This window comes from Vibrio sp., assembly GCF_038138445.1.
Classification (GTDB): Bacteria; Pseudomonadota; Gammaproteobacteria; order Enterobacterales; family Vibrionaceae; genus Vibrio.
In genome coordinates this window covers 25,685-40,661 of sequence record NZ_JAYQDQ010000033.1, presented here as the reverse complement: position 1 = coordinate 40,661, position 14,977 = coordinate 25,685, and the positions used below count along the sequence as shown (strand labels likewise).

Genomic DNA, 14,977 nt, shown 5'->3' with positions numbered 1-14,977 from the left:
CCGATACCCCAGAAAAAACAATGCCGCTCACCTTAAGTGAACGGCATTACAGTATGGGCTGTGCTTTTTTGATCGCTCTGGTTTGGCTAAATCATAAATGTTGCCAAGCCTAAAAATACCGATAACCCAATGACATCCGTGACGGTTGTTAGAGCCATTCCGCCTGCGAGTGCAGGGTCAATCTTCATTTTTTTCAGAAGGATAGGAATGGTAACCCCTGCGATGCCTGCAACGAGTAGGTTGGTTAACATGGCTGCTGAGATAATTCCTCCCAACATCCAATTGCCTTTCCAAGCGACCACAATGCCACCTATGATCAGCGCCCACATGATCCCGTTTACTAGGCCTATGGCCGCTTCTTTGGCCAGTAGCTCACGCTTGTTCGCATCACCGATATGACCAAGTGCTAGGCCTCTTATCACAAGTGCTACGGTTTGGTTTCCTGCCACGCCTCCCATCGAAGGTACAATGGTCATAAGAACTGCAATCGCTGCCATTTGCTCTAACGTTGCTTCGAACATATTCGATACGGACGCAGCGGCCAGAGCAGCAAGCACATTTGCACCTAGCCAAATACTGCGTTTACGAGCGGATTTGAATACAGGGGCAAAGGTGTCTTCGTCATCATCCATACCCGCCATACTCATCATTGAGTGTTCTGCATCTTCACGAATAACATCTACTACATCATCAATAGTAATTCGGCCAACAAGATGTTGATGTTCGTTAATAACAGGTGCCGAGACCCAATTTCGCCGCTCAAAAAGGCTGGCAATATCAGAGTCACTCATAGTCACTTCTATCGCTTCGTCAGCATCAGCCATAACTTCACTAACTTTGACATCGGGTTGTGTAGTGATTAGGGTTGTGATCGGTAGTTGACCAATAAGCTGACTGTCTTCATCTATCACGTAAAGCGCGTCTGTTGCTTCAGGTAATTCTCCCTTCATGCGCAGATAGCGTAGAACAACATCCACATCGACATCACCACGAATGGTAATGACGTCCGTGTTCATTAGACCACCGGCAGTATCTTCAGGATAGGATAATGCTGTCTCGACTCTTAAGCGGTCGGAGATGTCCATTTGTGAAAGGACTTCGCGTGAGACATCGTCAGGTAAACTTCGCAGAACGTAGGCAACATCGTCGGTGTCCATGCCTTCGGTAGCTTCAGCAAGCACTTCAGGCTCCATCTTTGAGACCAAAGCATCTTTGACGTCTTCACTAAGTTCATCAAGGATCTCACCGTAATCTTCAGGATCGGTGAGTTGCCAGAGTACATCTCGGCTTTTTCGTGGAGAGGCTTCTAACAGATGGGCAATATCTTCCGGCTCCATGTCCTGAAGTTGTCGCCGGACATGAACAAATCGGCCATTTTCTAGAGCTTCTGAAACTTCTTGGAGGGCTTGGTGAGCTTGATCAAATTCAATTTGCTCTGCCATCTCTTCCCCCTGACTCTATAAGCTTACAATACGTCGAATAGTAACTTAATTTTAGTGTTTATTTAATAAGTTAATACAAAGGGAATGATTTTTCTTTTATCTTGAGTGACAAAGTTACTCAGTCTCTTCGAATTTATCTTCAATCAGGTGGCAAACCGCATCAAGTGCGAGTTGGGCATCATCACCGTCAGCAGTAATCGTCACGTGCTCTCCTTGTGAAGACTCAAGCATGAGCAACCCCATAACACTGTCCGCGGTGACTTCTTTACCTTCGTGATTTTGTATTGTTAGGGTGACATTAAACGATTGAGCGAGCTCAACAAGTTTTACCGCCGCACGAGCGTGTAGCCCCAATCGGTTTTGGATGAGGACGGTTCTGCTCTGGTGTGGCATGGGTTATTCCTTGTGATTTTTTTCTAGACTTTTGTGGCGGATCTGAACTTGATGCCCCATCTGGGCAAAGTATTCACCAATTTGCTGGGCAAGATAAACTGAGCGGTGCTGACCACCTGTGCATCCGATGGCAACAGTTAAATAGCTGCGATTGTTTTTCTCAAGTAAAGGTAACCAGTTTTCTATAAAGGTCTCAATTTGCTTTTTTAAATCGAGGACATCTTGATGACTTTCCAGAAAAGCTTTGATAGGTGCGTCGAGCCCTGTCATTGGCCTCAATGCCGGCTCCCAATGGGGGTTGGGTAAAAAGCGCACGTCAAACACATAATCAGCGTCACTAGGCAAACCATATTTATAGCCAAAAGACTGAAATACCATGACAAGATCTTTACGCTCTCGGCCTTCAATTCGCATTCTGACCATTTCACTTAGTTCATGCAGAGACTGATTGCTGCTATCAATTACTAAGTCTGCATGTTCTTTTAGTGGGGATAGGATGCAGCGCTCTTTCTCTATTGCTTGTTCTAGAGAGGTGTTTTCGTGGCTGAGTGTTAATGGATGAATTCGCCGCGTTTCGCTGTAGCGTTTGAGTAGTGAATCCTTTTTCGCATCCAGAAACAGCACACTGACATCGGAAGATTTTTTTAGCTTGGTAAGCACGTCAGTGAGCAAATTAGGTTCTGTGGGTAAGTTACGAATATCAATGCTAACCGCTACATTCTGTTTGCTTGATTTGACTGATTTAACAAACTTGTCCAGTAGATCTATCGGCAAGTTGTCAACACAGTAATAGCCTAAATCCTCAAGAACACGAAGCGCTACTGTTTTTCCCGCTCCTGATTGCCCGCTAACTATGATGAGTCGCATTAGTGGTTAACCACAATATCGTAGAGCTCTTGGTCGGACTTAGCTTTACGCAACTGTTTTAGGACTTGCTTGTTATTTAGCCTTTCAGCCATGTTTGAAAGGGTTTTAAGGTGCTCTTTACATTGCGCATCTGGCACCAGTAGAGCAAATAACAGGTCTACTGGTCGATTATCTATTGAATCAAACTCAATAGGAGATTCACATTGCAGTAAAACTGCAATGGCTTGGTCTGTCGAGTGCATACGAGCATGAGGTATAGCAATACCATTACCTATACCAGTGCTACCGACTTTTTCTCGGCTAAGCATACATTCAAATAGCTCTGTAGGGTTTTGTCCAGTGCGCATCGCGACGATTTCACTGATCATCTCTAGAGCTCGTTTTTTACTAGTACATTGGACCGCACTTTTGGTGCAGTCCAATGAGAGGATTTCACTTAATCGCATGATATTTAGTGTGTATTCAGCTTTTCTTTGTGTTTGTTTAATTGTCTAACCAATTTGTCCACCAAAGAGTCGATAGCAGCATATATGCTTTCTTCATCCGCAGATGCATGAATCTCGCCTTGGTTGACGTGAAGGGTAGCTTCTGCGATCTGGCGAAGTTTTTCAACTTTTAAAACAACATGTAAGTTATTTATATGGTCAAAAAAGCGCTCAAGCTTTTGAAACTTTTCATTTACATAGTCTTGCATTGAATCGGTAAGCTCAATGTGGTGGCCATTTATATTGATTTGCATAGACTTTCCTTCTTGGTTAAATGCCTTAAAGCAGGCGTTTGCGCTGACTCGAAGGGGCGATGCCTAGAGATTCACGGTATTTTGCTATGGTTCGTCTAGCGACCTGAATCCCTTGGTCAGCAAGTAGAGCTGCAATCTTACTGTCACTGAGTGGTTTGGCACTATTTTCGGCAGCAACCAACTTTTTGATCAAAGCTCTGATTGCAGTGGATGAACACTCTCCGCCGTTATCAGTACTTACATGGCTAGAAAAGAAATATTTTAGCTCAAAAATACCTCTCGGAGTGTGCATGAATTTCTGGGTCGTTACCCTTGAAATTGTCGATTCGTGCATATCAACATCCAGAGCGACATCATTGAGTACCATGGGTTTCATTGCTTCCTCCCCATATTCAAAGAAATCACGCTGATGTTCAACGATACATTTCGCAACTTTTAACAAAGTTTCATTTCTACTTTCTAGACTTTTTATCAACCATTTAGCTTCTTGTAGATTAGAGCGAATATACTGGCTATCAGAGCTGTTCCCTTTTCCTAAAGCTGCATAATGTTGATTGACTTTAAGCCTAGGTATAGAGTCAGGGTTTATGGTTACTCGCCATTTACCGTGTTCTTTAAATACCGACACATCAGGAATGACATATTCAGCATGTTCTGCAGCAATACGGCTGCCAGGTCTTGGGTCCAATTGTTGGATTAAGTTTAAGGCTTCTTTGAGATCAGATTCCTTTAGTCTAGCTTCTTTTATAATCAGCTTATAATCGCGATTACCTAGCTGGTCTATGTGCTCGGTTAGTACTAATTGGGCTTCTTTTAGCCAAGGAGTATCTTCTGGAAAAGCAGCAAGCTGTAGCAGCAGACAGTCTTGCAAATTATTTGATGCAACACCCAATGGGTCGAATTGCTGAATACGTTTACGTACGGCTTCTATTTCTTCGAGCTCGATTTCTTCATGGTTAAAGCTCTCAAGTATGTCTTGAGTTGATACGGTTAAATAGCCGTAATCGTCTATGGCATCAATTATCGCCATAGCTATGGTTCTATCCGTATCGCTAAATGGGGTTAAATCCAATTGCCACGTTAGGTAATCATGTAATGACTGGGTGGTTTCACCTTGGTACACAGGAGTGTCGTCGTCTAAAGCTAGACCTGTACTGCCGGTATTAGCGCTATACACATCTTCCCATGTGGTATCAATTTCAAGCTCATTACTTATTTCCGAAGTCTCGATAAGTTCAGAGCTGTCTTTCACTTCTGGCTCAGTGACTTCGGAATTACTTTCTTTTTCCTCACTGGCTACTTTTTCTTCGTTATTTGTATTATCTTCGGCGCCTTCTTCTACTTCTAGCAGTGGGTTGGAGTCTAAGGCTTCTTGAATCTCTTGTTGAAGATCCAAAGTAGAGAGTTGCAGCAAGCGAATAGCTTGTTGCAACTGTGGAGTCATTGCTAACTGTTGTCCTAGCTTGAGTTGTAATGAGGGTTTCATTCAGTATTATTTGCCTTAGATGCTATAGAATCTTATCGTTCTTCATTTTAATCATAGACGGAATTGCTCACCGAGATAAACTTGTTTTACTTGTTCATTGTTAAGCACTTGATCTGGCGTGCCTTCAGCTATCAAGTGGCCTTGGCTGACAATATATGCTTTTTCACACACATCTAATGTCTCACGTACATTATGGTCTGTGATGAGGACACCTAAGCCACGATCGCGTAGGTGTTCAATAATCTTTTTGATGTCGATGACGGAGATAGGATCAACACCAGCAAAGGGTTCATCTAACAAAATAAATTGAGGGTTGGCAGCTAGAGCTCTGGCGATTTCCACGCGCCGACGCTCCCCACCAGAGAGTGCCATACCTGCGCTGTGTCGAATGTGCTGAATATGAAACTCTTCAAGTAAATCTTCTAGTTTGTCTTGCCTTTGCTCGCGTGTAAGTTCATCACGAGTTTCCAAAACTGCCATGATGTTATCTTCAACTGACAGTTTGCGAAAGATAGAGGCTTCTTGTGGTAAGTAGCCAATTCCCATTCGGGAACGGCTGTGCATAGGAAGAATACTAATATCTTTACCGTCAATAGTAATGGACCCTTCGTCTCGAGCGACAAGACCAACTATCATATAAAACGAAGTGGTTTTACCTGCCCCATTTGGGCCGAGCAGGCCAACGATTTGCCCTGAAGTTACTTCTAGACTTACATCGCTGACAACTTGTCGATTACCATAGGTTTTTGCTAAGTGCTCTGCTTTTAATTTTGCCATAGTTATTCTTGGATCGTTTGTGGCTGAAGGATAGTTTTCACCCGCTCACCGGTCTGATTTCCATCTGCGATAAGCTTTTGCTCAGAAATCTTATAGCGAATTTTTTTGCTGCGTATTTCGCTGTCATCCTGAGATAACATTGCTTTTTCTATCATGATTAGCTCATCTTTGACGACTTTGTAGTACAGCTCTTTTGCTTCCCCATAAAGTGTTTTTCCATCATCAGTAAGCTGCGAAAAAGTGGCAAGCTCGCCATACCCTTCAATCTCCTGAATTGAACCATCCTTTGGATTACGGGTAACAATAACCTTATCTGCGTTGATATTGATACTTCCTTGTTTGAGTGTTACCTCTCCAATAAAAGTCGCTTTATTGCTTTGCATATCAAGCTGCTGAGTTGCAGAGTTGATATAGGCTGGCTGATCTAGATCAGTGGACAAGGCCAAAACTGGTCCTGAAATTAGTAAAAAAGAAATTAGGCTAAGGTGTGACAGTTTCATATCTACTTTGTACGTTATTGTATAGGGTCGCATTGTTCTCGGCAAAGTTACCTTTCATTGCTTGGCCTACGGTTTCAAATTGTGGTCCGACTAGAGTAACTTGGTTGTCAGCCCAAAAATCGCGATTGTCTAGTTGAATGCTCAGTATTTCGGTTGACATAGTATCAAAACCTGATTCAGGCAGTAGGTTTTTTGCAAGTACATTTGTTCGCAGAGTCAGGACATGGTCTTTATCCAAGGTGCCCTGTTTAGCTGTGACCTCCCACTCTTGTGTCGTTCCCTCTCTGTAAACTTTTAAGACTGGGTGATCAAAAATGGTATTACCGCTTGTGGCGTAGTGGTCAAGTCTAACAGAGGTAATGATATAGCTGCGAATACCTTGCTCGTTGAATGAGGTGTTGGTTAGGTTTTCACCGCTAAACATGGGGAGTTCAGTGTTTGGTTCAACCTGTATGTCGTACCCATCGCTTCTCTCGATCAAATAGTATGTTGACCAAGAAATAACGAATGCCAGCAAAAGGTAACCAATACGGGATAAGCTCATATACTCAAACCTTGATGGACTTCAAGTTCATTACGAGACTGTAAGATAAGATCACAGACTTCTCTGACAGCTCCGTGCCCACCAAGCGTTTTAGTGACATAGTTTGCTCGCTGTGCCAATAATGGATGGCCATCAGCGACACAGACTTTTAATGCCACTTTCTCCATCACAGGCCAATCGATGAGATCATCGCCGATATAGCCAATATGTTGAGGAGACACTTTCAACTTATCACATATGTCATGGTATGCTTTTAGTTTGTCTTCTTGTCCTTGATATATCAATGAAATACCAAGGGCATTCATGCGATTTTCCACAATATTAGACTTTCTGCCAGTGATAATCGCGACCTCGATCCCCGCATTCATCAGTGATTTCACACCGTAACCATCTCTTGTGTGGAAAGTTTTTAATTCTTCCCCGTTATTACCCATGTAAATGCGCCCATCAGAAAACACACCATCTACATCGCAAATCAATAACTTAATATTTTTGGCAATGTTAAATGTATTTTGTTCCACTGATTTGTATAAAGTTTGAATCATAGCCGACATTACATGACTCCTGCTTTCAATAGATCGTGCATGTTTAGTGCGCCGACAACCTTATCTTTGTCACACAAAATCAGACCATTTATCGACTTATCTTGCATTAAGTTGAGCCCTTCAGCAGCAAGAATGTTGGGATTAGCCGTGGTAGGGTGAGTGGTCATAACATCGCTGATTTTTGCGTTATGTATGTCAATACGTTTGTCGAGTATACGGCGCAGATCACCATCAGTGAAAATACCAACCAATTTTTGCTTTTCGTCTACGACAGCCGTCATCCCAAGACCTTTTTGACTAATGACTAACAATGCGTCTCTAACTAGGGTTTCGGGTTTCACTAGAGGAAGCTTATCTCCTGTGTGCATAATATCAGAAAGTCTCAATAATAACTTTCTTCCTAAAGCACCTCCTGGGTGTGATAAAGCAAAATCTTCAGCTGTAAAACCGCGAGCTTGAAGTAAAGCGACCGCCAAGGCATCTCCCATAGCTAAAGTGGCTGTTGTGCTTGCGGTCGGAGCGAGACCTAGAGGGCATGCCTCCTTTGGGACTGTGATTTGCAAATGACAGTCAGACAACTTCGCCATGCTTGAAGAGGGTTTTCCTGTCATGCTGATTATTTTAATGTTAAGTCGTTTAAGAACTGGGAATAAAGCTAGGATCTCAGAAGATTCACCAGAGTTTGATATTGCAAGGAGAATATCTCCAGCTTTTATCATACCAAGGTCGCCATGAGCGGCTTCTCCGGGATGCACAAAAAACGCAGAGGTGCCTGTGCTAGCGAGTGTGGCGGCGATCTTTTTTCCAATATGACCAGATTTACCCATCCCCATAACCACAACTTTCCCATCGTGATTAGCAAGAATTAGTTCGCAGGTATTTATAAAGTCTTCATTTACATATTGGTCGAGCTGCTCAAGAGCCTCGATCTCTGTTTTCAACACTGCGAGGGCAGCGGAGCGAAAGTCAAACATGTCAAACTCCCAGCAATTAATAATTAAGCTGTCATATTGAGGATTAAGTATCCTTGGTACGCAATAAAGCAGAAGAAAAGGACTGCACCCTCAATACGATTGATACTTCGTGATTTACCTAATGCCATAGCAACCAAGAGTAAAGAGACACCCAGCATGATCCAAAAGTCTCTTCCCATGGCATATTCACTAAGAACCGATGGATTTAAAATCCCTGGAATGCCCATAACCGCAAGAATATTAAAGACATTAGAGCCAATAATATTACCCACGGCCATATCGTCTTCACCTTTCATAACACCCGCCAGTGATGCGGCAAGTTCTGGTAAGCTCGTGCCGACCGCTATTATGGTGAGTCCAATTACAAGGTCACTCATGCCAAAATATTGGGCGATATACACAGCACTTTCGACCAACGTATCTGCAGCGATAGGTAAAATAATGAGTCCCAAGACTACCCACATTGTTGCTTTGAGGTTACTAACACCTTCCGGTATTTCTGATTCTTGCTCTTCAAGTAAAGGATCCTGTTGACCACTTTTTTGTTCTTTTCGACTAATACGTAGCATAGCGATTATAAATGCGGCAAAGAGAATAAACAGCAATATGCCTTCATAAAACCCGAGCCGGCTATCCCACAGTAATACCCCAGCAAGAATCGTCACCCCAATCATTAGAGGTAACTCTCTGCGTAGAATAGCTGAACTAATAGACAAAGGTTTGACCATGGCTGTAATGCCGAGAATTAAAGCAATATTAGCAATGTTTGAGCCTAAAACGTTGCCGACTGCGGTATCTGTTTTACCACCTAATGCAGCGGTTGCTGATACCATCATTTCTGGGGCAGAAGAGCCCATTGCCAAGATGGTCATACCTATAACAAGTGGAGATATTCCCATGTTTCGTGCTATTGCAGCAGCACCAAAAACGAGTTTATCAGCACTCCAAACAAGAAAGGCTAATCCAACAACTAGAAACGCAATCGCTTCAAACATGGTGATCCTTAATTCAGTGGCTAAATGGACAAAATTAACAGTCGATTTTGACGGTTTAACTTAAAAAAGGGAAGTAATTAATTGCTCACCAATTAAATTGATGGTCGATATCAGCTATGGTAATGAAGAGAGGTTTATTTAGTAACATGTTAATCATAATTAATTGAACAGTGCTTTAAATTGTTACTTAATGCGCTTATGATTGCTGATTCAAAGCACTAAGTCAGGGTGTACCATGTCTTCTTCTGATCTTGTAACCATTAAAAACTTAACTTTTTCTCGCGGTAAAAGGCGAATATTTGATGATGTTAGCCTAAACGTTCCTAGCGGAAAAATTACCGCAATTATGGGACCTTCCGGCATAGGTAAAACGACTTTATTGCGCCTAATTGGAGGGCAACTTCATCCTGAACAAGGAGAAGTGTGGTTTGATGGCAAGAACATTCCAGCATTGAGTCGTAAGCGCTTGTATCAAGAGCGAAAAAAAATGAGCATGTTGTTCCAATCCGGGGCATTATTTACCGATCTGACTGTTTTTGACAATGTTGCTTTTCCACTGCGAGAACATACGCATTTGAGTGAAGAACTTGTTCGAACTTTAGTATTATTGAAGCTTGAAGCCGTCGGCTTAAGAGGCGCAGCTCAGCTTATGCCGAGTGAACTGTCTGGTGGGATGGCCCGAAGAGCTGCTTTGGCTCGCGCAATCGCACTTGACCCTGAGCTTATCATGTATGATGAACCCTTTGTTGGCCAAGACCCTATTACAACGGGAGTATTGGTCGAACTGATTCGTAACTTAAGCCAAGCTTTGGGTATTACTTCTATTGTGGTGTCGCATGATGTTCCTGAAGTAATGAGTATTGCCGATTGGGTGTACATTTTGGCCAATGGGAAAATTATTGCTAAGGGGACGCCAGAAGAGTTAAAAGCTAACCCTGATCCACAAGTACAACAATTTCTTCAAGGGGAAGCCGATGGACCAGTCCCATTTCGCTTCCCCGCACAGTCTTTAGCGAAGGAGATCTTCGATGGCATTTGACCCGGCAGACTTTATTGTCGCAACAGGCCGAAGAACACTGAATGTATTCGAGTCTTTTGGCCGCGCAAGTTTGATGGTGTTCGGTGCTCTTATATCACGGCCTCAACCAATTAAAAACTTGCCTTTATTGATTAAGCAGTTGTATAGCGTTGGCGTTCAATCTTTGATCATCATTGTATTATCGGGGCTGTTTATTGGGATGGTATTGAGCCTGCAAGGTTACATCATTCTGGTGGATTTTGGTGCAGAGGGTGCGCTTGGACAAATGGTCGCTTTATCGCTGCTACGAGAACTGGGACCTGTTGTCACTGCATTATTATTTGCAGGTAGGGCAGGCTCGGCCTTGACCGCTGAAATCGGCTTAATGAAGGCGACAGAGCAGTTATCCAGTTTGGAAATGATGGCTGTCGACCCTTTAAAGAGAGTTATTGCCCCGCGTTTTTGGGCCGGAGTGATATCAATGCCTATGCTAGCGATGATTTTTATGGCTGTAGGTATTTGGGGTGGTCAATTAGTTGGTGTCGATTGGAAAGGCATTGATCATGGTAGCTTTTGGGCTGCAATGCAAGCTTCGGTTGAACTCGGGCAGGATATCGGCAATAGCTTAATTAAAAGTTTAGTATTTGCTATCACAGTGACTTGGATAGCATTATTCAATGGGTATGACGCTATTCCAACTTCTGAAGGGATAAGTCGAGCAACGACTCGTACCGTTGTACATTCTTCATTGGCAGTACTTGGTTTAGACTTTGTACTGACAGCATTGATGTTTGGGAATTAAGTATGCAACAAACAAGAAAGATTGAATTATGGGTTGGCACTTTCGTTATTGCTGGAATTTGCGCAGTTTTGGTAATGATTTTTCAAGTAGCTGACGTAAAAGGGTTAGGTTCTAACGATACTTACATGCTAAAAGCAGAGTTCGACAATATAGGAAGTTTGAAAGTCCGCTCACCCGTTAAAGTTGGAGGTGTAGTTATTGGGCGTGTTGCAGATATTGGGCTCAATAAAGAAACCCTTCTCCCTGTTGTGACTATGTCAATTAATGCTGAATATAACCAATTTCCTGATACTTCGAGTGTGAAAATACTAACTTCAGGTTTGATAGGTGAACAATATATAGGGTTAACACCAGGCTTTATCTTTGATGATGAACAGATGTTAGTCGACGGTAATTACATCGAAGATACCAAGTCAGCTCTGGTATTAGAAGATCTTATCGGACAAGTCTTGTATAGCGTTGGCGGTGGTGACTCAGACAAGAAGGAAGAGGAATAATCATGTTTAAGCAGTTATTAATGAGCTTAGCTTTGTTCACTATTACGCTGACAGCTAATGCCACTGATATAGACAAAACACAGCCTTATCAAATGATGAAGCAGGTGTCTGTACAAGCTTTTAATCGACTGAAGTCAGAGCAGGATGCTATTCATAAGAATCCTGACCATCTGAAAGTGATTGTCGAAGAGGAGTTAATGCCTTACGTCAACGAAAAATACGCTGCACTAAAATTATTAGGACCAAACTTAAAAGGCGCAAAACGTGAAGATGTTGGTAAATTTATTGTTGCTTTTAGAACTTACTTGGTGAGTTCTTATGCCCAAGTCTTAACTCAGTACACTGATCAGAAGATTGAGTTTGGTCCAGAGCCTAAAATAGATGCAAGTAAGGCAATTACAGGTGTTAAAGTCGACATTATCGACACCCCAAGGCCTAATATCAAGCTTGAGTTTAAATTGCGAAAAAATAAAAAAACGGGCGAATGGAAGGCGTTTGATATTATCGCAGAGGGAATCAGTTTACTTTCCAGCAAGCAGTCAGAGTGGAGCACACAATTACGTCAAGATGGCATCTTGGCAGTTGCTAAGGATCTTGAGGAGCTAGCTGCTCGACCGATTCGTTTTGAGAGTAAAGACAAATGAACTCAGAACAGTGGCGGAAAATATCTGACGACAAATATCAGATACTAGGAGTGTTAGACAGAGAGTCTGTGCCAGAACTATGGACATACTTGTCTCAATGGAATCCTAGTCACTCAAGTATTAATCTAAGTTTAGAAAACGTAGAGCGAGTGGACTCTGCTGGTATGGTGATGCTAATTCATCTTTTAGAGCATGCAAAAATTAAAAACTGTCATATAATGCTCAGTTTCGTGCCAAAACAACTGCTAACTTTGTTTCAGTTGAGCAATGTTGAAGAATGTATCAATGGGCACATAAAGAATTAAACAGGGGTAAGTGGTGGATAGTGCCAAAGTACAGCAAATTTTAGAGCAAGCACTTAATTTAGAAGAACTTCACGTAAAAGGTGAGGGTAGCCATTATGAAGTTGTGGCGGTAGATGCTTGCTTTGAGGGTATGAGTCGAGTAAAAAAACAGCAGTTGGTATATGCGCCTTTGATGGAATATATTCAACGAAATGACATCCATGCCGTTTCTATTAAGGCTTACTCTCCGGAAGAGTGGGCTCGAGATAAGAAGTTGATGTCTCTGTAAGGGTTAATAATGGATAAGTTTCGAGTAATAGGTTCCAAGCAACCACTGAATGGTGAAGTGACGATTTCAGGGGCAAAAAATGCGGCATTGCCTATATTATTTGCTTCTATTTTGGCCCAAGAGCCAGTAGAGGTAGCCAATGTTCCTCATTTGCGTGATATTGACACCACAATGGAGCTGCTTAAACGCTTAGGTGCGAAAGTTGAGCGTAATGGTTCTGTCCATGTCGATCCAAGTGGTATCCATGAATTTTGTGCACCGTATGATTTAGTCAAAACCATGCGCGCATCGATATGGGCTTTGGGACCTTTGGTTGCTCGTTTTGGCCAGGGACAAGTATCACTGCCTGGTGGTTGCGCTATTGGGGCTAGACCCGTTGATCTTCATATACATGGCTTGGAGCAACTGGGCGCAACCATTGTGCTAGAAGATGGTTATGTAAAGGCAAGTGTTGATGGGCGATTACAAGGTGCTCATATTGTCATGGATAAGGTGAGTGTCGGTGCCACGATAACCATAATGAGTGCTGCGACTTTGGCACAAGGAACGACGGTGTTAGATAATGCCGCTCGTGAGCCTGAAATTGTTGATACTGCAGAGTTTCTTAATCAACTTGGTGCCAAGGTATCGGGCGCAGGTACAGATACTATTACCATTGAAGGTGTTGAATATCTTGGTGGTGGAAAACACGCTGTTGTGGCAGATCGCATTGAAACAGGCACCTTCCTAGTGGCCGCTGCGGTATCACGAGGCAAAGTGGTATGCCGTAATACGAAAGCCCATTTACTTGAAGCTGTGTTAGCAAAGCTAGAAGAGGCCGGAGCTAAAGTTGAAACTGGCGAAGACTGGATTTCAGTTGATATGCGTGAGCGCGAGTTAAAAGCTGTGACTGTCCGAACCGCGCCGCACCCAGGTTTTCCGACCGATATGCAAGCACAATTTACTCTGCTGAACATCATGGCTCAAGGTGGTGGAGTGATCACGGAAACCATTTTCGAAAATCGCTTTATGCACGTGCCTGAACTGATGCGCATGGGCGCAAAAGCTGAAATTGAAGGCAACACTGTTATTTGTGGTGATGTAGAAGAATTAAGCGGTGCTCAAGTAATGGCGACTGATTTACGTGCGTCAGCCAGTTTAGTTATAGCAGGTTGCATTGCTCAAGGTGAAACGATCGTCGATAGAATTTATCATATAGATCGCGGTTACGATAAGATTGAAGATAAGTTATCTGCTCTTGGAGCGAATATAGAGCGCTTTAGCGATTCTCACTGATTCTAACTCGCAAAGCTAAGCCGAAACGGGAGTTTCGGCTTTTTTATGAGAGTAAGATCAGTTAGAGTCATGGACATAGACTACTGACTGTTTTGTTGTTGGAGCACAACTAATGATTGCACTATTACGTGTATTCGCTATCGCGATTTTTGCCATTGTGATGTTTATATTTGGCTGTGGTTATTGCTTATTGAGTCCTCGAAACCCCAAACATGTTTTTACCTTTGGTCGCTTGTTTAGCAAGATGTCTCGTGTCTTTGGTGTCACTCTAGAATTACGCATACCGAGTGATGCATACCAACGTGGACAGCATGTCTATATTGCAAACCATCAGAATAATTGGGATTTGTTTACCGTATCTTCAGCAGTGACGCCTAAAGTGGTTACGGTAGGGAAAAAAAGTTTGGCTTGGATGCCTTTGTTTGGCCAATTGTATTGGTTGACGGGTAATATATTGATCGATAGAGCTAATCGCTCAAAAGCCAAAAGCACTATCGATCAAGTTGTTGATAATATGAAAGCTAGCGAAGTGTCAGTATGGATGTTTCCTGAAGGCACACGCTCTCGTGGACGCGGTTTATTACCATTTAAAACAGGCGCATTTCATGCGGCGGTAGGAGCTAAGGTTGCGGTTGTACCAATTGTGTGTAGTACGACATGTGGCCTTAAACTCAACCGCTGGAATAATGGTCATGTGATTGTTGAGATGCTTCCACCTGTCAGTTCAGAAGATTTCGATAAAGGTAATATTCGAGAGTTTGCTAACATTTGCCATCAGCAGATGAAAGACAAGCTCCAAGCATTAGATGAAGAAGTAAAAGCGCTTAATTTAGAGTCTGGTGTTAGAGCTTGAACGGAGCCAGCTTTGGTGGCAAAAGGGGAAAGCAATGCTTTCCCCTTTTCGTT

General features: G+C 42.8%; 20 protein-coding genes. 8 read left to right on the top strand and 12 right to left on the bottom strand.

Going from position 1 to position 14,977, the window contains the following annotated elements:
- Positions 1–86 precede the first annotated feature (86 nt).
- The 12 genes from mgtE to AAFM34_RS10690 all read right to left on the bottom strand — a co-directional run bounded on the left by mgtE (position 87) and on the right by AAFM34_RS10690 (position 9,262).
- Positions 87–1,442, bottom strand: a complete 1,356-nt coding sequence (gene mgtE, locus AAFM34_RS10745; protein ID WP_341662673.1) for a magnesium transporter — start codon at positions 1,440–1,442, stop codon at positions 87–89.
- 114 nt (positions 1,443–1,556) lie between these two features.
- Positions 1,557–1,835, bottom strand: a complete 279-nt coding sequence (locus tag AAFM34_RS10740) for an HPr family phosphocarrier protein (RefSeq protein ID WP_341662672.1) — start codon at positions 1,833–1,835, stop codon at positions 1,557–1,559.
- 3 nt (positions 1,836–1,838) lie between these two features.
- Positions 1,839–2,702, bottom strand: coding sequence for an RNase adapter RapZ (gene rapZ, locus AAFM34_RS10735; RefSeq protein ID WP_341662670.1), 864 nt, complete (start codon positions 2,700–2,702; stop codon positions 1,839–1,841).
- Entirely contained in the window at positions 2,702–3,148 is a 447-nt protein-coding gene (gene ptsN, locus AAFM34_RS10730) for a PTS IIA-like nitrogen regulatory protein PtsN (RefSeq protein WP_341662668.1), read from the bottom strand. The genes rapZ and ptsN overlap by 1 nt, the downstream gene beginning before the upstream one ends.
- Positions 3,149–3,153: 5 nt before the next feature.
- Positions 3,154–3,441 (bottom strand): ribosome hibernation promoting factor, encoded by a 288-nt coding sequence (gene hpf, locus AAFM34_RS10725; protein ID WP_341662666.1) that lies wholly within the window; start codon positions 3,439–3,441, stop codon positions 3,154–3,156.
- A 25-nt stretch (positions 3,442–3,466) separates the two neighbouring features.
- Positions 3,467–4,927, bottom strand: coding sequence for an RNA polymerase factor sigma-54 (locus tag AAFM34_RS10720; RefSeq protein ID WP_341662664.1), 1,461 nt, complete (start codon positions 4,925–4,927; stop codon positions 3,467–3,469).
- 51 nt (positions 4,928–4,978) lie between these two features.
- Positions 4,979–5,704: an LPS export ABC transporter ATP-binding protein gene (gene lptB, locus AAFM34_RS10715; RefSeq protein WP_160933272.1), complete on the bottom strand. Its 726-nt coding sequence runs from the start codon at positions 5,702–5,704 to the stop codon at positions 4,979–4,981.
- A 2-nt stretch (positions 5,705–5,706) separates the two neighbouring features.
- Positions 5,707–6,204, bottom strand: coding sequence for a lipopolysaccharide transport periplasmic protein LptA (gene lptA / locus AAFM34_RS10710; RefSeq protein ID WP_341662660.1), 498 nt, complete (start codon positions 6,202–6,204; stop codon positions 5,707–5,709).
- Complete coding sequence (lptC, locus tag AAFM34_RS10705) at positions 6,185–6,748, bottom strand: LPS export ABC transporter periplasmic protein LptC (protein WP_341662658.1); 564 nt, start codon at positions 6,746–6,748, stop codon at positions 6,185–6,187. The genes lptA and lptC overlap by 20 nt, the downstream gene beginning before the upstream one ends.
- Complete coding sequence (gene kdsC, locus AAFM34_RS10700) at positions 6,745–7,302, bottom strand: 3-deoxy-manno-octulosonate-8-phosphatase KdsC (RefSeq protein WP_341662656.1); 558 nt, start codon at positions 7,300–7,302, stop codon at positions 6,745–6,747. Before kdsC ends, lptC begins: the two co-directional genes overlap by 4 nt.
- On the bottom strand, positions 7,302–8,267 hold the full coding sequence (locus tag AAFM34_RS10695; protein ID WP_341662654.1) for a KpsF/GutQ family sugar-phosphate isomerase: 966 nt from the start codon (positions 8,265–8,267) through the stop codon (positions 7,302–7,304). The genes kdsC and AAFM34_RS10695 overlap by 1 nt, the downstream gene beginning before the upstream one ends.
- Before the next feature lie 23 nt (positions 8,268–8,290).
- The gene (locus AAFM34_RS10690) at positions 8,291–9,262 is read right to left on the bottom strand and encodes a calcium/sodium antiporter (RefSeq protein WP_341662652.1); all 972 of its coding nucleotides are present in this window, start codon (positions 9,260–9,262) and stop codon (positions 8,291–8,293) included.
- Positions 9,263–9,497: 235 nt separating this feature from the next.
- Between AAFM34_RS10690 and mlaF the strand changes: the two genes are divergently transcribed.
- The 8 genes from mlaF to AAFM34_RS10650 all read left to right on the top strand — a co-directional run bounded on the left by mlaF (position 9,498) and on the right by AAFM34_RS10650 (position 14,924).
- A complete protein-coding gene (mlaF, locus tag AAFM34_RS10685; RefSeq protein WP_341662650.1) occupies positions 9,498–10,301 on the top strand; it encodes a phospholipid ABC transporter ATP-binding protein MlaF in 804 nt (267 codons plus the stop codon).
- A complete protein-coding gene (gene mlaE / locus AAFM34_RS10680; RefSeq protein WP_341662648.1) occupies positions 10,291–11,082 on the top strand; it encodes a lipid asymmetry maintenance ABC transporter permease subunit MlaE in 792 nt (263 codons plus the stop codon). Before mlaF ends, mlaE begins: the two co-directional genes overlap by 11 nt.
- 2 nt (positions 11,083–11,084) lie before the next feature.
- Positions 11,085–11,579 carry an outer membrane lipid asymmetry maintenance protein MlaD gene (gene mlaD, locus AAFM34_RS10675; RefSeq protein ID WP_341662646.1) on the top strand — a complete coding sequence of 165 codons (495 nt, stop codon included), beginning with the start codon at positions 11,085–11,087 and terminating at the stop codon, positions 11,577–11,579.
- A gap of 2 nt (positions 11,580–11,581) precedes the next feature.
- Positions 11,582–12,223 carry a phospholipid-binding protein MlaC gene (mlaC, locus tag AAFM34_RS10670; protein ID WP_341662644.1) on the top strand — a complete coding sequence of 214 codons (642 nt, stop codon included), beginning with the start codon at positions 11,582–11,584 and terminating at the stop codon, positions 12,221–12,223.
- Positions 12,220–12,528, top strand: coding sequence for an STAS domain-containing protein (locus AAFM34_RS10665; RefSeq protein WP_341662642.1), 309 nt, complete (start codon positions 12,220–12,222; stop codon positions 12,526–12,528). The genes mlaC and AAFM34_RS10665 overlap by 4 nt, the downstream gene beginning before the upstream one ends.
- Positions 12,529–12,541: 13 nt before the next feature.
- Positions 12,542–12,796 carry a BolA family iron metabolism protein IbaG gene (ibaG, locus tag AAFM34_RS10660; RefSeq protein WP_341662640.1) on the top strand — a complete coding sequence of 85 codons (255 nt, stop codon included), beginning with the start codon at positions 12,542–12,544 and terminating at the stop codon, positions 12,794–12,796.
- Between the two features lie 9 nt (positions 12,797–12,805).
- Complete coding sequence (gene murA / locus AAFM34_RS10655; RefSeq protein ID WP_341662638.1) at positions 12,806–14,071, top strand: UDP-N-acetylglucosamine 1-carboxyvinyltransferase; 1,266 nt, start codon at positions 12,806–12,808, stop codon at positions 14,069–14,071.
- A 112-nt stretch (positions 14,072–14,183) separates the two neighbouring features.
- Complete coding sequence (locus AAFM34_RS10650; RefSeq protein WP_341662636.1) at positions 14,184–14,924, top strand: 1-acylglycerol-3-phosphate O-acyltransferase; 741 nt, start codon at positions 14,184–14,186, stop codon at positions 14,922–14,924.
- Positions 14,925–14,977: the final 53 nt, after the last annotated feature.

Bases quoted from the DNA above. Each gene is read 5' to 3' on its own strand.
- mgtE (WP_341662673.1), bottom strand. From the start codon at position 1,442: ATGGCAGAGCAAATTGAATTTGATCAAGCTCACCAAGCCCTCCAAGAA.
- AAFM34_RS10740 (WP_341662672.1), bottom strand. From the start codon at position 1,835: ATGCCACACCAGAGCAGAACCGTCCTCATCCAAAACCGATTGGGGCTA.
- rapZ (WP_341662670.1), bottom strand. From the start codon at position 2,702: ATGCGACTCATCATAGTTAGCGGGCAATCAGGAGCGGGAAAAACAGTA.
- ptsN (WP_341662668.1), bottom strand. From the start codon at position 3,148: ATGCGATTAAGTGAAATCCTCTCATTGGACTGCACCAAAAGTGCGGTC.
- hpf (WP_341662666.1), bottom strand. From the start codon at position 3,441: ATGCAAATCAATATAAATGGCCACCACATTGAGCTTACCGATTCAATG.
- AAFM34_RS10720 (WP_341662664.1), bottom strand. From the start codon at position 4,927: ATGAAACCCTCATTACAACTCAAGCTAGGACAACAGTTAGCAATGACT.
- lptB (WP_160933272.1), bottom strand. From the start codon at position 5,704: ATGGCAAAATTAAAAGCAGAGCACTTAGCAAAAACCTATGGTAATCGA.
- lptA (WP_341662660.1), bottom strand. From the start codon at position 6,204: ATGAAACTGTCACACCTTAGCCTAATTTCTTTTTTACTAATTTCAGGA.
- lptC (WP_341662658.1), bottom strand. From the start codon at position 6,748: ATGAGCTTATCCCGTATTGGTTACCTTTTGCTGGCATTCGTTATTTCT.
- kdsC (WP_341662656.1), bottom strand. From the start codon at position 7,302: ATGTCGGCTATGATTCAAACTTTATACAAATCAGTGGAACAAAATACA.
- AAFM34_RS10695 (WP_341662654.1), bottom strand. From the start codon at position 8,267: ATGTTTGACTTTCGCTCCGCTGCCCTCGCAGTGTTGAAAACAGAGATC.
- AAFM34_RS10690 (WP_341662652.1), bottom strand. From the start codon at position 9,262: ATGTTTGAAGCGATTGCGTTTCTAGTTGTTGGATTAGCCTTTCTTGTT.
- mlaF (WP_341662650.1), top strand. From the start codon at position 9,498: ATGTCTTCTTCTGATCTTGTAACCATTAAAAACTTAACTTTTTCTCGC.
- mlaE (WP_341662648.1), top strand. From the start codon at position 10,291: ATGGCATTTGACCCGGCAGACTTTATTGTCGCAACAGGCCGAAGAACA.
- mlaD (WP_341662646.1), top strand. From the start codon at position 11,085: ATGCAACAAACAAGAAAGATTGAATTATGGGTTGGCACTTTCGTTATT.
- mlaC (WP_341662644.1), top strand. From the start codon at position 11,582: ATGTTTAAGCAGTTATTAATGAGCTTAGCTTTGTTCACTATTACGCTG.
- AAFM34_RS10665 (WP_341662642.1), top strand. From the start codon at position 12,220: ATGAACTCAGAACAGTGGCGGAAAATATCTGACGACAAATATCAGATA.
- murA (WP_341662638.1), top strand. From the start codon at position 12,806: ATGGATAAGTTTCGAGTAATAGGTTCCAAGCAACCACTGAATGGTGAA.
- AAFM34_RS10650 (WP_341662636.1), top strand. From the start codon at position 14,184: ATGATTGCACTATTACGTGTATTCGCTATCGCGATTTTTGCCATTGTG.